This is a genomic window from Pseudomonas sp. TMB3-21, from assembly GCF_054898145.1.
In genome coordinates this window covers 1,499,477-1,514,962 of the sequence record NZ_CM142718.1, presented here as the reverse complement: position 1 = coordinate 1,514,962, position 15,486 = coordinate 1,499,477, and the positions used below count along the sequence as shown (strand labels likewise).

The window sequence follows — 15,486 nt, the reverse complement described above, 5'->3', positions numbered from 1 at the left end:
CGATGAAACTGGCGATGAAGTTGCGAACACGGCTCTTCCTGAGTATTTCCGCCCTGATCACTGTTGCATTACTGGGTCTGTTGCTTGGGCTGGTTAGCGTGATGCAGATGAGCGCCACGCAGGAAATGCTGATTCGCAACAACTTCGTGACCCTGGATCTGGGGCTCAAGTTGCGCCAGTCCCTGGGTGATCAGCTAATACTCATGTTGGGCGAAAAACCGGATCCTGCGGCGTTTGAGGCGTCTAAACGTCACTACTTTCAGCTGCTCGATCAGGGCATCGCCCATGAGCAAGGTCGCACCGACAGGCAATATGGTTTCGTCCAGGCCAAAGATGATTACCAGAGTTTCCTGAGGGCGCTCGACCAGTCTCGCGATCCGGCTCATGCATTCAGCGGCAATGAAGAACTCACGGCGAAATTCAATATTCTGCGTAACGGCCTGATCATCGAGCACAAGCAAGCGCTGGATAACATCGATGCTACCCAGCGCGAGGCCCGTGATCGCGCACTGCTGATTGCCGGAACACTAGGCCTGGTCGGGCTGGCTGTACTGATCATCGGCTTCATCACTGCCCATGCGATCGCGCGGCGTTTTGGTGCGCCCATCGAGGCACTGGTCCAAGCGGCGGACGATATCGGCCAAGGCAACTTTGAGGTGACCCTGCCTGTGTCTTCCGCAGAGGAAATGAATCAGCTGGCCCAACGCTTCGGGATCATGGCCGAAGCATTGCGTCAGCATCAGGCGACCAATGTTGACGAATTGCTCGCTGGGCAACAGCGGCTGCAAGCGGTGCTCGACAGCATCGACGATGGTTTATTGATGATCGATCGCGATGGCCATCTCGAACACCTCAACCCGGTGGCTCAGCGCCAGTTGGGCTGGGACACCGATCGTCTGGGTCAGGGACTGGGTTCGGCGCTTGAACGTCCCGAACTGGATGCGCAGCTGCATCTGGTACTGCGCGGCGGCACCCTGGAGCGGGCACCGGAAGATCTCAGTATTGAAGTGGACGGCGAATCGCGCTTGCTGACTTACAGCCTGACCCCGGTCAGCCACACGCAAGGCCATATCCTCGGCGCTGTGATGGTGTTGCACGACGTGACCGAGCAGCGTGCTTTCGAGCGAGTGCGCAGCGAATTTGTCCTGCGCGCGTCCCATGAATTACGTACCCCGGTGACCGGTATGCACATGGCATTCGGCCTGTTCCGCGAGCGGGCGCATTTCCCGGCTGATTCACGGGAAGCTGATCTGCTCGATACTGTCAACGAAGAAATGCAGCGCCTGATGCAGCTGATCAACGATTTGCTGAATTTCTCCCGCTATCAGAACGGCTTGCAAAAACTCACCCTGGCGCCGTGTTCCATCGACGAGTTACTGGAGCAAGCACGCTTGCGATTTGCCGAGGTTGCCAGCGAGCGGGGCATTGAGCTGGTGGTGGAAGTGCAGGGGCCGTTGCCGTGGTTACAGGCTGATCAACCGCAACTGGACCGGGTACTCGACAACCTGATCGACAACGCGCTGCGCCATACCGGCACGCAAGGGCAGATTCGCTTGCAGGCCCGGCGTCATGGGGAGCGGGTGATCATCAGCGTCGAAGACAATGGCGAGGGCATTGCGTACGGCCAGCAGGGGCGCATCTTTGAGCCGTTCGTGCAGGTGGGCCGTAAAAAAGGCGGGGCCGGACTTGGCCTGGCACTGTGCAAGGAAATCGTTCAGCTGCACGGCGGGCGGATGGGTGTCTATTCGCGGCCGGGGCAGGGGACGCAGTTCTACATGGCCTTGGCGGTATGAGGCCGTTTACGCTTCGTCATCGATTCGCCGCCCGGCCAGACGCCGACCTCGGGTAATCAGTTCGATGAACTGCACGGCACTTAGCGCATGGGCAAATAACCAGCCCTGGCCGAACTTCACCCCCTCGCTGGTGAGAAAGGCAGCTTGCGCTTCATGCTCGATGCCTTCGGCAATCACCTTGAGCTGCAGCGCCTGAGCCATGTGAATGATGTGTGGCGCCACGCCACTGCTGGCGGCGTCATGCCCCAGCGCATCGATGAAAGCCTTGTCGATTTTCAGACAATCCACCGGCAGCGTCTGCAGGTAGGCGAGGCTGCAATAACCGGTGCCAAAATCATCGATCAGTACCTGATGCCCGACATCGCGCAAGGCTTGCAGGTTTTCCCGGGCCACCACCACATCGACCAGGCCTCGCTCGGTGACTTCGAAAGCGATCTGCTGCGCGGCAACCCGATGCAGTGTCAGCAGGCGCGCCATCACCTGGCCGATGCGCGGCACCATGACGTCACACGCGGCCAGGTTGACCGAAATGTACAGTTGGGGATTGGCCCGCAACAAATGCCCCAGCTGTTCAAGCAGGCGCTGCAAGACGAAATCGGTCATCTGCCGGATTTGCCCGGTGTTCTCCGCCATCGGGATGAACAGGTCCGGGCTGGTCAGCGTGCCGTCCGGTCGGCGCCAGCGCAGCAGGGCTTCAGCGCCGACGCAGTTGCGGCTGTCGAGGTCGAAGATCGGTTGATAGAGCACTTGCAATTCACCGCGGCGTATCGCGCCTGCCAGCTCGGCGTCCAGGGACTGGCGCTGCCGCACCAGCAAAAACACCAGAAAACCCATCAAGCCGCCCAACGCCAGGCTGCCGGGAAGCAGCCACCACCAGACGGTGGGCACATGAGTGCCGGTGCGTGGAGTGATCAGCACCAGTTGGTACTCAGGATTGTTGGTGGGCATGCGGTAAATCAGGCGAGTCTCGGTCACTTGCAGCGCATCGCGATTGTTCGGCGGCCACGGTGCAGTAGGCGGCCATCGCTGGGCGGTACCTAACACCGGAATTGCCCGCGAGCCATGGTCGAGCACTACCAGCAGACTGCTTCCTGGGGACAGGTCGACCATATCGGTCAGGTGTCCGCGAGAGGTCGCCACGCGAAAGTTGCCACGCCCGAGCATCAGCGCCGCGCGGTTTTCATCGGGTTCGGTGGTGGTGTTCAGCCAATAGCTGTAGGTCGGCCCCTGGATGTCCGGCGCGCGAATCAGTGACAAACCTTCTTGGCGCGGGCGGTTGGAACAGATGCGCGAGGCATCCATGTAAGCGGCTTCATAGACGAAACGGTAATTGAAGGTGACCTGCTGCAGTGTCGCGATCATCTCGTCATCGCAACCTCGCAGCGGCTGCGCCTCGAGGTCATCCAGGCTCTCGCGTAGCTGACCGAACAATTGCTCGAGTCGGGCCAGAAAGCGCTCGCCCTGGGCGTTCATTTCCTGACTTTCACTCAGCTCGACCTGGCGCATGGCAACAAAAAGACTGAGCGCCATCAGTAGCGTTGCACTCATGGCAGCAGCCAGCATCGCCAAAAACCACGGGCGATAGAACCAGCTACGTAATGTCTCTCGAGCAACAGTCATCTAGGGAATCCGAAGATTTACCAATGAGTTATAGCTGCTGATTGAGAAAACGCCCTGACCGTCGGGCGGTCGTCATTATTTTGTCTGGTTCAGAACTGTCAACAGCGCCGCAGTTTGTGCGTCGGGCATGCCGTCGAAGCGGGCAGGGCGGAAGTGCATTTGAAACGCGGACAACACATGACGGGTGGCGACATCCAGTTCGCCGGTTTGTGGCGTCACATAGCCCAGACGGGACAGTTGCCCCTGGAACCAGCTGATGCTCGGCAGCCCGGTGTTGAACTGTTGTTGCTGTCGCGCCACAGCTTGCTCGTTCGGCCATACGCCAAGACCTTCGGCGGCCAAACGCTTCCACGGGAACAGCGGGCCTGGATCGAGCTTGCGCAGGGGCGCGATGTCGCTGTGGCCGATGATGTTGCGGGGATTGATGGCGTAACGTTTGCTGATGTCCTTGAGCAGAACGATCAACGATTGAATTTGCGCTTCGCTGTAAGGGTACCAGAGGCGGCTGCCGTCAGGATTGTCGGTGAAGCCGGGGTTGACGATCTCGATACCGATCGAGCTGGAGTTCAGCCAGGTCCGACCCTGCCACTCGCTTTCGCCGGCATGCCATGCGCGCAGGCTTTCATCCATCAGCTTGTAGATTGTGCCGTTGTTGTCGTCACCGATCAGGTAATGGCTACTGACTTCGCCATGGGTCAACAACTTCAGCGAGCGTTCCAGTGAGGCGGAGGTGTAATGCACCACCACGAACTGAATGCGACTGTCGTAATTGACGGAAGCGTGACTGGTGTCGATTTTCGGGCCGCTGGCACAACCGGCCAGCAGGATCAGCGACGTGATGAGAGCAAGAAATTTCATGGCAGGAGGCAGCACGCGAGAGACAGTAATGCAACAGTGTAACGTACCGCTTCGCCGGAGGACGGGCGGCAGGTCGATTTAAATAAAATGGAACACTTTCTCGTCAGCCCGATTCCACCCGGTTGCGCCCCGCGTGTTTGGCGCGGTATAGCGCCTGATCGGCTCGTTTCAGTACGACGTCACTGTGTTCTCCAGCCCTGAACGCGGTCAGACCCATGGAAAGGGTGATGGTGACTGGCTCACCTTTGAAGTGGAATGGGCAGGCTTCAATCGAGACGCGCAGATGTTCGAGAAGCTTGAGGCCGGTGGCTGGAACGGTAGCCGGCAATAACAGGACAAACTCTTCGCCGCCGAAACGAGCGATGAAGTCCGTACCACGCAGGCGTTTGCGCAACACGCTGGCAATAATCTTCAGTACCTTGTCGCCGGCCAGATGGCCGTAATTGTCGTTGATGCGTTTGAAGTTGTCGAGGTCGAGTATGGCCAGCAGAAGGGTGTTGCCGTGTTGCTGCCATTGACTGATTTCCTGCTCGAGCCGCTCGCCCCAAGCGGCGCGATTTGGCAGCCCGGTCAGCGGGTCGATCAAGGCTTTCTGGCGCTGTTCTTCCAGATGCTCGCGGTAACCCATGGCTTCCTGCTCCATATGGGCCACGCGCTCGGCGAGCCCTTGCAGGCGCACGGCCACTTCCTGCTCGCGCTCATCGCGCTGCTGGCGGTGCTGATCCATCGTGCCGAGCAAACCTTCCAGATGATTTTCCAGCACATGCTTGAGGTCTTCCAGATCGGCAGCTTCCTGCATGCTGCTGTGCAATCCGTCGACCTGTTCGCGAATTTGCGTGTCCATCTCGCGGGCGGCAGAGCGGCTGTCCGCATGCCCGTCGCTGGCGGCACGCAGGTTGCTCTGGAAAGCTTCCAGGCGTTCGTTGAGCTGTTGCAGGTACGCTTCGAATTCATGCTGGCCGCTGTCGGTAATGGCCAGCATCAGGGTGGCCAGATCATCGAGTATCGGCAGCAGCTCGTACCAGTTCAGCCCGTTCTGCAAACGTTCGCGCATGGCCTCGGCTTGTGGCCGATGCCGCTCCGGCAATGACAGGTCGTCGAGCAGGCCCAGCAACGTGTCTTCAATATGCTTGGCCACCGAGCTGTAGGACGGCTCGGGCGAATCCGGCAGCGCGTAGAGAATGTCGTGTTCCGCTTGTTCCGGATCGATGGCCGCCAGCGCCTGGGCCATGGCTGGTGGCAGAGGCAAACGGTCGAGAAACAACGTTACCGCCAATTCGTCAGGATTGTCGCTCGGCCGGACGCGCGGGGGCGGGGCGATATCCGGTTGTTCTGCCAAGGCTATGTCGGGCTGGCGCTGCGCAGGTGCAATCGTTGCCGGTTGCAGCGCTTCGACTGCGGGGGCTGGCTCGACGATTTCTGCGGGCGCAAGGGCCTCGGGTGCCGCGGGTCTGGCAATGGTCGCGGCTGCAACCGGCGGCGTCAGGGATTCATCAGTAGATTCCCGGATTGCCGGCGATGGCTCTGGAGTCCGGGCGACAATCGCTTCAACAGGCACAGGTCTGGACGGCAAGGTGTCTGCGACGGTGGTCTGCTGGGCGGTTTCATCCGTTTCGCGACTGCCGAACAAGCGTTGCAGCAATCCCGGACGCTCAGGCTCTGCGGGGGACTCCGCCCGACTCAGGGCCTTACCTTGCAGCCCGCTCAGTTCGCTGAGCAACAGCGGAATTTCGCGGGCGTGGCTGACGCGCTCGTCCAGCTGCTTGGCGAAACTCTTCAAAGGCCGGCTGACTTCGCGGGGCAGCGGCAATGCCTGCAACTGCGTTACCAGCGCAGACAGCGCAGCACTGGTCTGGCTGACGCGGGTTTCACGGCGTTGTTCGGAGTCGAGGACGGCTTTTTCCAGGCGAGGGAGCAGAGCGGCCAGGCCGGCGTCCATGTCATCGGTGCGAATAACGTCGCGGATTTCCTTCATGCATTGATCAACCGCGCGGTCCGTTCCTTCCGCGGCGAGGGTGCTGCGCACGAGCCCGCGGCGCAACAAGTCGAGCCGCGCCTCCCAGCGCCGCTCAAGCTTTTCCTGTTGTTCGATGCTTTTGAGGTATTTTTCTTTCCAGCGCTGTGCTTCGTCGCTCATTCAATGGATCCGCGATGGGCAGGACTCAACGCGGGCAATGCATCGGCCGTGAGCGAACCCGGCAGACGAATCTCTACCGCGACCGGCAGGTGATCGGAAATGGGGTGGGCCAGCACCTGGACCTTTTCAAGGGTCAGTGTCGGGCTCAATAAAATATGATCCAGGCAACGCTGCGGACGCCAGCTCGGAAAGGTGGCTTCCAGTTGCGGCGCGATCAGGCCGAGATCACGCAACGGCGAATTTTGCAGCAGATCACTGGCGTGGGTGTTCATGTCGCCCATCAACACCTGATGCTTGTAACCGCCAATCAGCTCGCGGATATAAGCCAGCTGTATGCTGCGAGTACGTGCGCCAAGAGCGAGGTGCATCATGACCACCACCAGCGCTTCCGGGCCTTCGCCAAATCGCACCAGAATGGCCCCGCGACCTTTCGGCCCCGGCAGCGGATGATCTTCAATCGCCCACGGCCGCAGGCGGCTCAAGACCCCATTGCTGTGCTGGCCAAGCCGGCCGAGATTGCGATTGAGTTGTTGATACCAGTAAGGGAAGGCGCCCAGTTGGGCCAGGTGCTCGACCTGATTGACGTAGCCTGAGCGCAGGCTGCCACCATCGGCCTCCTGCAAGGCGACCAGATCGAAGTCGCCGAGCAGATTACCGATTTTTTGCAGATTGTCGGCACGCCCGATGTGCGGCAACAGATGCTGCCAGCCTCGGGTCAGGTAATGCCGATAGCGCTCGGTACTGATGCCGACCTGGATGTTGAAGCTGAGCAAACGCAGACGGCCGTCTGCGGGCAGGCCCGTCGATTGCAGATGATGCTCGTTGACCCGCGGATCATGCAGGCCAACGACGCGTTCATTTTTCCAGCGACGCATGGCCGTCGCCGCGCTTAGTTGGTAGCAGCCTTGGTTGCTGCTCGTTCCTGATCGACGAGTTTGTCGGCCAGTTGCAGGGCTTGCTCGGCGCCGCCGGCGGAACCGATGTCAAAGCGGTATTTGCCGTTAACGACCATGGTAGGTACGCCAGTCACTTGATATTTCTTGGCCAGTTCGCGAGCCTGAACCACCTGGCCCTTGATGGCGAAGGAGTTGAACGTTGCCAGGAATTTATCCTTGTCTACGCCCTGCGTGGCCAGGAATTCGGCCATTTCTTCCGGATCAGTCAGTTTCTTCTTTTCTTCCTGGATAGCCTTGAAGACCGCAGCGTGAACCTTGTGCTCAGCGCCCATCGATTCCAGGGTGAGGAACATTTGGCCGTGGGCATCCCACGGGCCGCCGAACATGGCAGGAATACGTTTGAAGTTAACGTCGGAAGGCAGCTTTTCAACCCACGGGTTGATCACAGGCTCGAATTTGTAGCAATGCGGGCAGCCGTACCAGAATAGTTCCACGACTTCGATCTTGCCGGGCACTGCTACCTGAACCGGATTGGCCAGCTCAACATACGGTGCGGCGGGTGCTTCGGCAGCCTGGGCAGTCATGCCGAACAGGCTGGCAGCGACGAGTGCGGCGCTGATGATCAGATTACGCATGCTTTACTCCTGGACAAATGGGGTCGCCTCGCGCGACCTGTTTTGAGACAGGTCATGGCGGGCTTGAGTTCTGTAGTGTAACGGCAGCGGCCACAAAAAAGGGCAGCCTGAGCCACCCTTTTTATACTTGCTGCGACGGATTAATCGAGCGTTAACATTGCAGGAGATGTACATCCCGCTTGACGCTCAGTCGCCAGTCTTAGTGCAGGCCCTGAATGTAGCTGGACACTGCGGCGATATCTTCGTCGCTCAGCTTTTTCGCAATGCTCTGCATCGGTTTGGTATCGCCGTCGTTATTGCGGCCGCCTTCTTCCTTGCGAAAATCGGTCAGTTGCTTGGCGATGTATTGAGCATGCTGGCCACCCAGGTGCGGGAAGCCTGCTGGTGCGTTGCCCTTGCCGTCTGGCGAGTGGCAACCGGTGCAGGAGGGCAGGCCCTTGGCCAGGTCACCGCCGCGGAACAAAGCTTCACCGCGAGCCACCAGTTTCGGGTCGGCGGCGCCCACGCTGCCTTTCTGGCTGGCGAAGTAGGCAGACATATCAGCCAGGTCCTGATCGCTCAGGTTGGTCAGCAGGCCGGTCATTTCAAGTACCACGCGTTTGCCGGACTTGATGTCATGCAACTGCTTGTTCAGATAACGCTCGCCCTGGCCTGCCAGTTTCGGAAAGTTAGGCGCCATGCTGTTGCCATCCGGGCCATGACAGGCGCCACATACTGCGGCTTTCGCCTGACCAGCAGTTGCATCACCTGCAGCATGGGCTACGCCCGAGATCCCCACGGTCAACAGCAGACTCACGATCAATTTGTTCATCAGCTAATCCAACTACGGCTAAGGGTTAAAGAGTTATGGGCCGGGATCACTCGCTCATCCACTGGATGATGGCTTGGTAATCCTCGGCACTGCAGTCCATGCACAAACCACGCGGCGGCATCGCCTTGAAACCCTGGGTCACGTGTTGCACCAGCGTCTCCATACCTTTCGCCAACCTCGGCGTCCAGGCTGCCTGATCGCCCTTTCTGGGCGCCAAGGGTAGTTGGCCGGAATGACAGGCCCCACAAACACGGTTGTACACAGCTTCCGGATCCTGTGTAGCCTGAGCGCTATAAAGCGGCATCAAGACACCGGCAGCTAGCAGCCATTTCGTCATAAAACGACCTTTTCAGGGTTGAGAGCGTTCTGCGTTCTAATGCGCAATCAAGGTCAATCGCTCTCGTGAACTTCATCCTACGCTGGGACAAAGCGCACACAAAATCTGCGGCATTATATACTGGCGTCACTGAAACGGAAACGACACCGCTTGCCGCGTCCATTCCCGGCGCCGCCCACATCGGAAATCCCATGCAACTCAAGAATCCCATCCTCGGCCTGTGCCAACAGTCCACCTTCATGCTCAGTGCCGCCAAAGTCGACCAATGCCCCGACGACGAAGGCTTTGAAGTGGCCTTTGCCGGCCGTTCCAACGCCGGCAAGTCCAGCGCGTTGAACACCCTGACGCATGCCAGCCTGGCGCGGACCTCGAAAACCCCGGGTCGCACGCAACTCTTGAACTTCTTCAAGCTAGACGATGATCGTCGTCTGGTCGACCTGCCGGGTTACGGTTACGCAAAGGTGCCCATCCCGTTGAAGCTGCACTGGCAGCGTCACCTGGAAGCTTATCTGGGTGGTCGCGAGAGTCTGAAAGGGCTGATCCTGATGATGGACATCCGTCATCCAATGACCGATTTCGATCTGTTGATGCTGGATTGGGCGGTTGCCAGCGGCATGCCGATGCACATTCTGCTGACCAAAGCAGACAAGCTGACCTACGGTGCGGCGAAGAACGTCCTGCTCAAAGTCCAGGCAGACATTCGCAAAGGTTGGGGCGATGCGATCAGCATTCAGCTTTTCTCGGCACCTAAACGACTGGGCCTGGAAGACGCTTACACTGTACTGGCAGGCTGGATGGAGCTGGCAGATAAAGGCGCGGAACCTGTCGCGCAGTAAATCACAGGCAAAAAAAACCCCGGACTTCTTATGGGGAGAGGAAGTTCCGGGGTCCAAGCTCCGAACCGCTAGGGCGGGGTCCGGATATCTGCCAACACTTAACACAACATAGGAGCATTGAACGGCTTCACCAGCCGTCCAGTAACTCTGAGTGAGCGTTCACAGATTTAGTTCCGGGCGATCAGAAACGATTTGAAATAAATCGGTTCGAATTCCGAATATGCATGCTCCGCAGGAGCGAATCTCGCTCGCGATTGGAGCTAACCGGCACGGTGCCGCCAACGTCCAACCGCGAGCAAGCTTCGTTCCGGCAACGCGATCAGTGCGCTTCGTCCCAGTTATTCCCCACGCCCACTTCCACCAGCAGCGGCACATCAAGCTTCGCGGCCTGGCTCATGTGCAAGCGAATTTCCTCGCGAACCTTGTCAACCAGGTCTTCCCGCACCTCGAGCACTAATTCATCGTGCACCTGCAAGATGACTTTGGCGTCCAGACCGGACAGGGTCAGCCAGTTATCCACAGCCACCATGGCCTTCTTGATGATGTCCGCAGCGGTGCCCTGCATCGGCGCGTTGATCGCGGTGCGTTCGGCGCCTTTGCGCAAGGCCGGGTTCTTCGCATTGATGTCCGGCAGGTACAGGCGACGGCCGAAGATGGTTTCAACGAAGCCCTGCTCGGCAGCTTGCGCGCGGGTGCGTTCCATATACTCCAGCACGCCGGGATAACGGGTGAAGTAGCGGTCGATATAGGCCTGGGACTGCTTGCGATCCACGCCGATCTGCTTGGCCAGACCAAATGCGCTCATGCCGTAGATCAAACCGAAGTTGATCGCCTTGGCACTCCGGCGCTGATCAGTGCTGACATCTGCCAGCTCAACCCCGAACACTTCCGCCGCTGTGGCCCTGTGCACATCGAGGTCGTTACGAAAGGCGTGCAGCAAACCCTCGTCCTTGGCCAGGTGCGCCATGATCCGCAGTTCGATCTGCGAGTAGTCGGCGGCCAACAGTTTGTAGCCTTTTGGTGCGACGAACGCCTGACGAATCCGTCGGCCTTCGGCGGTACGGATAGGAATGTTCTGCAGGTTGGGATCAATCGACGACAAGCGCCCGGTGGCGGCGACGGCCTGTTGATAAGTTGTATGGATACGGCCGGTGCGAGAATTGATCTGTTCAGGCAGGCGATCGGTATAGGTGCTCTTGAGTTTGCTCAGCGAACGATATTGCATGAGCACTTTAGGTAGCGGGTAGTCCTGCTCGGCCAGTTCGGCCAACACCGCTTCGGCCGTGGAAGCCTGGCCCTTGGCGGTTTTGCTGAGCACCGGCAAGCCGAGCTTTTCGTAGAGAATCACACCCAATTGCTTCGGTGAGCCAAGGTTGAACTCCTCACCGGCGATGGCGAAGGCTTCACGCTCCAGCGCCACCAGTTTTTCGCCCAATTCGACGCTCTGGATACCTAACAGGTTGGCATCGACAAGTGCGCCCTGGCGTTCAATCCGCGCCAGCACCGGCATCAATGGCATTTCGATTTCGTTCAGCACCTTGCCCAGGCTCGGCGTTGCCGCCAGTTTTTCCTGCAGCGCCAGGTGCAGACGGAACGTGACATCGGCATCTTCAGCCGCATACGGACCGGCCAGCTCCAGCGAGATCTGATCGAAGCTCAGCTGTTTCACACCCTTGCCGGCAATGTCCTGAATATCGGTTTTGCTTTGTCCCAGGTACTTCAGCGCCAAACTGTCCATGTCGTGACGGGTGGCGGTCGAATCAAGCACGTAGGACTCAAGCATCGTGTCGAAGGCAATGCCCTGAACGAGAATCCCGTTGGCCTGATCACCACCGATTGCGCAGTTGGCAAGGATGTTGGTTTCGAACTTGGCATGCTGGCCGACTTTCAGCTTCTGCGGGTTTTCCAGCAGCGGCTTGAGGGCCCGCAGCACGTTGTCACGGTCCAGCTGATCCGGCACGCCCATGTAGGAATGAGTCAGCGGGATGTAGGCCGCTTCGTTGGCTGCGACGGAAAACGCCAGCCCCACCAATTGCGCGTGCTGCGCATCGATACCGTTGGTTTCGGTCACGAGGGCGATCAGCGGCGCCTTCTCGAGCTTGTCCAGCCAGACGTCGAAGCGCGCCTGATCGAGGATGGTTTCGTATTGGGCTTCGACCGCATCCGCCGGCTGCTCCTCGGCGACTTCGACAATCTCCTGGCCGGAACGCTTGGCGTCGCGCTGGTTTTCGTCGGACCAACTCTTGAATTCCAGCAGGGCGTAAAGCTCGGCGAGTTTGTCGTGATCGGGCTGGCCCATCTGCAGGTCATCGAGGCCGATATCCAACGGCACGTCGATTTTGATCGTCGCCAATTGATAAGAGAGAAAGGCCATCTCGCGATGCTCTTCAAGCTTGGCCGCCAGGGTTTTTGCGCCGCGAATCGGCAGCGTCGGCACGATGTCGAGCTGCTTGTAAAGCTCTTTCAGGCCACCGTTGACGCCCATCAGCAAGCCGGAAGCCGTCTTCGGCCCGATGCCTGGCACCCCCGGGATGTTGTCGGAGGAATCGCCCATCAGCGCCAGATAATCGATGATCTGCTCGGGAGCGACGCCGAATTTCTCTTTCACGCCTTCTACGTCCAACGCGCTACCGGTCATGGTGTTGACCAAGGTAATGTGCCCGTCGACCAGCTGCGCCATGTCCTTGTCGCCGGTGGAGATGACCACCGGTCGGTCAGCCGCCGCGCTGCTGCGGGCGAGGGTGCCGATTACGTCATCGGCCTCGACGCCATCGACGCACAGCAGCGGAAAGCCCAGTGCCTTGACGCTCTGGTGCAGCGGCTCGATTTGCACGCGCATGTCGTCGGGCATGCTCGGCCGATTGGCCTTGTACTCAGCGTACATGTCATCGCGAAACGTCCCACCCTTGGCGTCGAACACCACGGCGAACGGGCTGTCCGGGTACTGCTTGCGCAGACTCTTGAGCATGTTCAACACGCCCTTGACCGCACCGGTCGGCAGTCCTCTGGACGTGGTCAGCGGTGGCAGCGCATGGAAGGCGCGATAGAGGTAAGAAGAACCGTCCACCAGGACGAGGGGGGCTTGGCTCATGAGCACGATCAACCTTTTCGGCGGGTCCGGCGCTAGAATAGCGGGACCATTGACGACAAAGGGACAAGGTTATCATGCGCACACTAAATCGCTTGCTGCTGGCTGGCTTGTTTGCAATCGCACCGCTGGCTGTCATGGCTGCCGATGATGCGCCGACATCCGAACCTGACGTCACAATCCGCACGGAAGGGGACAAGGTTATTCAGGAATACCGCCAAAACGGATTTCTGTATGCAATCAAGGTCACGCCGAAGGGCGCACCGCCGTATTTTCTGGTGCGTGCAGACGGTACCGATGCGAATTTCATCCGCTCGGATCAGCCGGATATGCTGATACCGTCGTGGAAGATTTTCGAGTGGAAATAGGTTCTTAATCTCAACCGGCGTTGGCTCAAGCAGCGGCGCCCGTACTGGCAGTTTAAACATGTCTGTGTTCACCCCGCTGGCTCGGCCCGAGCTGGAAACCTTTCTCGCCCCTTACGGGCTCGGCCGCCTGCTTGATTTCCAGGGGATTGCCGCCGGTAGCGAAAACACCAATTTCTTCATCAGCCTGGAGCAGGGCGAGTTTGTCCTGACGCTGGTGGAGCGTGGTCCGGTACAGGAAATGCCGTTCTTCATCGAGCTGCTCGACGTGCTGCATGGCGCCGACCTGCCGGTGCCTTACGCGTTGCGCACCATTGATGGCGTCGCCTTGCGTGAGCTCGCCGGCAAGCCTGCCCTGTTGCAGCCGCGCCTGGCTGGTAAACACATCAAACAGGCCAATGCGCAGCACTGCGCTCAGGTCGGCGAATTGCTGGGTCACCTGCACCTGGCGACGCGCGACAACATGATCAAGCGCAAAACCGATCGCGGCCTGGACTGGATGCAGGAAGAGGGCACGCAGCTGCTTTCGCATCTGAATGACGAGCAGCAAGGTCTGTTGCAGCGGGCGCTGGAAGAAATCGCACAGCAGAAAGCGAAAATCCTGGCATTGCCACGCGCCAACATCCACGCCGACCTTTTCCGCGACAACGCGATGTTTGAAGGCACACACCTGACCGGTTTGATCGATTTCTACAATGCCTGCTCAGGGCCGATGTTGTACGACGTGGCCATTGCGTTGAACGACTGGTGCTCGGACGACGACGGCGTCATCGACGGGCCGCGGGCGAGGGCGTTGCTGGGAGCGTATGCGGCACTGCGTCCGTTCACGGCGGCCGAGGCCGAGTTGTGGCCGACCATGCTGCGCGTGGCTTGTGTACGATTCTGGTTGTCGCGCCTGATTGCGGCGGAATCGTTTGCCGGCCAGGACGTATTGATTCATGACCCGCAGGAGTTTCAGCGGCGCCTGGCGCAACGGCAGAAGGTCAGTACGCCGTTGCCTTTCGCCCTTTAAAAGCATCGCGGGCAAGCCATGCTCCCACAGGTTTGTGTCGTTCACACCATTGGCGAACGACATAAACCCTGTGGGAGCGTGGCTTGCCCGCGATTGGAGTCGACACAACTTACTGCACTACAACGACTCCAGGCACCCCGCCAGCTCATTCCCCAACTTCTCCAGCACCTGCTCATACCCCTGAGCAGTCGCTGGCGTGTATCCGCCTAACGCATCCAGTTCTGCCAGTTTCACCGGCAACCCCGCCACCAGCGTTTCCGCCAGACGTGGACGCAGCGGCGGCTCACTGAACACGCACGTCTTGCCCACTTCCTGCAATCGTGTGCGCATTGCCGCTACGTGCTGGGCGCCAGGCTGAACCTCTGCGGCGACACTGAATACACCGGCATGCTTGAGGCCGTAAGCCTCTTCGAAATAGTCGAACGCTTCATGGAAAACGAAATAAGGTTTGCCCGCGATCCCCGCCAGACGCGCCTTCAAACGCAGGTCCAGCGCATCCAGACGCTCATCGAATGCTTTCAGGTTGCTTTGGTAGCGCGCTGCGTTGGCGGAATCGACAGCACTTAAGTCAGCCGCCATTTTCGCTGCGATCACCCGAGCATTGACCGGGGATAACCACAGGTGCGCATCCAGGGTGCCGGGACGATGATCGTGGTCATGGTCATGGTCATGGTCATGGTCATCAGTTTCTTCCGCATGGGAGTGGCTATCTTCGGCGAAACGGCGAAGTTTCATGCCTGGGAGATCCTGCACTGCAACGCTCGGCAATGTCCGCCCATTGAGCACGCGCGGCATGAAGCCCTCCATGTCCGGACCGATCCAATAGAGCAGATCGACCGATTGCACCTTCCGTACGTCGGAAGGGCGCAGCGCGTAGTTATGGGGTGAAGCGCCCGGTGGTAACAGCACTTGCGGAATCGCCACGCCGTCCTGCACCGCTGCAGCAATCAGCTGCAGCGGCTTGATGCTGGTCAGGACCTTGACCTCGGCATGGGCTGCGCCAATCAGTAAGAAACTTGCGAGAAAAGCGACAAACACGGAAAAAAGTCGGGACACGATGACCACTCGAAGAGGCGAGAACGGGTAACATAATAACGT

At 59.3% G+C, this 15,486-nt stretch carries 13 protein-coding genes; 4 read left to right on the top strand and 9 right to left on the bottom strand.

Annotated elements, in window-relative coordinates; genetic code table 11:
• The first annotated feature begins 2 nt into the window (after positions 1–2).
• Positions 3–1,793 (top strand): ATP-binding protein, encoded by a 1,791-nt coding sequence (locus ACYZTS_RS07035; protein WP_028619896.1) that lies wholly within the window; start codon positions 3–5, stop codon positions 1,791–1,793.
• A 6-nt stretch (positions 1,794–1,799) separates the two neighbouring features.
• On the opposite strand, the gene ACYZTS_RS07030 is transcribed toward ACYZTS_RS07035, so the two are convergent.
• The 7 genes from ACYZTS_RS07030 to ACYZTS_RS07000 all read right to left on the bottom strand — a co-directional run bounded on the left by ACYZTS_RS07030 (position 1,800) and on the right by ACYZTS_RS07000 (position 9,087).
• The gene (locus ACYZTS_RS07030) at positions 1,800–3,413 is read right to left on the bottom strand and encodes an EAL domain-containing protein (protein ID WP_461994972.1); all 1,614 of its coding nucleotides are present in this window, start codon (positions 3,411–3,413) and stop codon (positions 1,800–1,802) included.
• Positions 3,414–3,488: 75 nt separating this feature from the next.
• Positions 3,489–4,271 carry an N-acetylmuramoyl-L-alanine amidase gene (locus tag ACYZTS_RS07025; RefSeq protein ID WP_028619894.1) on the bottom strand — a complete coding sequence of 261 codons (783 nt, stop codon included), beginning with the start codon at positions 4,269–4,271 and terminating at the stop codon, positions 3,489–3,491.
• 103 nt (positions 4,272–4,374) lie between these two features.
• Positions 4,375–6,408: a GGDEF domain-containing protein gene (locus ACYZTS_RS07020; RefSeq protein ID WP_461994970.1), complete on the bottom strand. Its 2,034-nt coding sequence runs from the start codon at positions 6,406–6,408 to the stop codon at positions 4,375–4,377.
• A complete protein-coding gene (locus ACYZTS_RS07015) occupies positions 6,405–7,283 on the bottom strand; it encodes an endonuclease/exonuclease/phosphatase family protein (RefSeq protein WP_028619892.1) in 879 nt (292 codons plus the stop codon). The genes ACYZTS_RS07020 and ACYZTS_RS07015 overlap by 4 nt, the downstream gene beginning before the upstream one ends.
• 14 nt (positions 7,284–7,297) lie before the next feature.
• Positions 7,298–7,939 carry a thiol:disulfide interchange protein DsbA/DsbL gene (locus ACYZTS_RS07010; RefSeq protein ID WP_461994968.1) on the bottom strand — a complete coding sequence of 214 codons (642 nt, stop codon included), beginning with the start codon at positions 7,937–7,939 and terminating at the stop codon, positions 7,298–7,300.
• 199 nt (positions 7,940–8,138) lie between these two features.
• Complete coding sequence (locus ACYZTS_RS07005; protein ID WP_028619890.1) at positions 8,139–8,750, bottom strand: c-type cytochrome; 612 nt, start codon at positions 8,748–8,750, stop codon at positions 8,139–8,141.
• 46 nt (positions 8,751–8,796) lie between these two features.
• Positions 8,797–9,087, bottom strand: a complete 291-nt coding sequence (locus tag ACYZTS_RS07000; RefSeq protein ID WP_028619889.1) for a c-type cytochrome — start codon at positions 9,085–9,087, stop codon at positions 8,797–8,799.
• 191 nt (positions 9,088–9,278) lie between these two features.
• On the opposite strand from ACYZTS_RS07000, the gene yihA reads away from it, so the two are divergent.
• Positions 9,279–9,923 (top strand): ribosome biogenesis GTP-binding protein YihA/YsxC, encoded by a 645-nt coding sequence (yihA, locus tag ACYZTS_RS06995; RefSeq protein ID WP_028619888.1) that lies wholly within the window; start codon positions 9,279–9,281, stop codon positions 9,921–9,923.
• A 319-nt stretch (positions 9,924–10,242) separates the two neighbouring features.
• Here the strand turns inward: yihA and polA are convergent, their stop codons facing one another.
• On the bottom strand, positions 10,243–13,014 hold the full coding sequence (polA, locus tag ACYZTS_RS06990) for a DNA polymerase I (protein WP_461994964.1): 2,772 nt from the start codon (positions 13,012–13,014) through the stop codon (positions 10,243–10,245).
• 74 nt (positions 13,015–13,088) lie between these two features.
• Between polA and ACYZTS_RS06985 the strand changes: the two genes are divergently transcribed.
• Both ACYZTS_RS06985 and ACYZTS_RS06980 read left to right on the top strand, forming a co-directional pair.
• A complete protein-coding gene (locus ACYZTS_RS06985) occupies positions 13,089–13,379 on the top strand; it encodes a DUF2782 domain-containing protein (protein ID WP_461994962.1) in 291 nt (96 codons plus the stop codon).
• A gap of 58 nt (positions 13,380–13,437) precedes the next feature.
• Positions 13,438–14,388, top strand: a complete 951-nt coding sequence (locus ACYZTS_RS06980; RefSeq protein ID WP_461994960.1) for a homoserine kinase — start codon at positions 13,438–13,440, stop codon at positions 14,386–14,388.
• A 117-nt stretch (positions 14,389–14,505) separates the two neighbouring features.
• Here ACYZTS_RS06980 and znuA read toward each other — a convergent pair whose 3' ends face one another.
• Complete coding sequence (gene znuA, locus ACYZTS_RS06975; protein WP_461994958.1) at positions 14,506–15,444, bottom strand: zinc ABC transporter substrate-binding protein ZnuA; 939 nt, start codon at positions 15,442–15,444, stop codon at positions 14,506–14,508.
• Between the last annotated feature and the right edge of the window lie 42 nt (positions 15,445–15,486).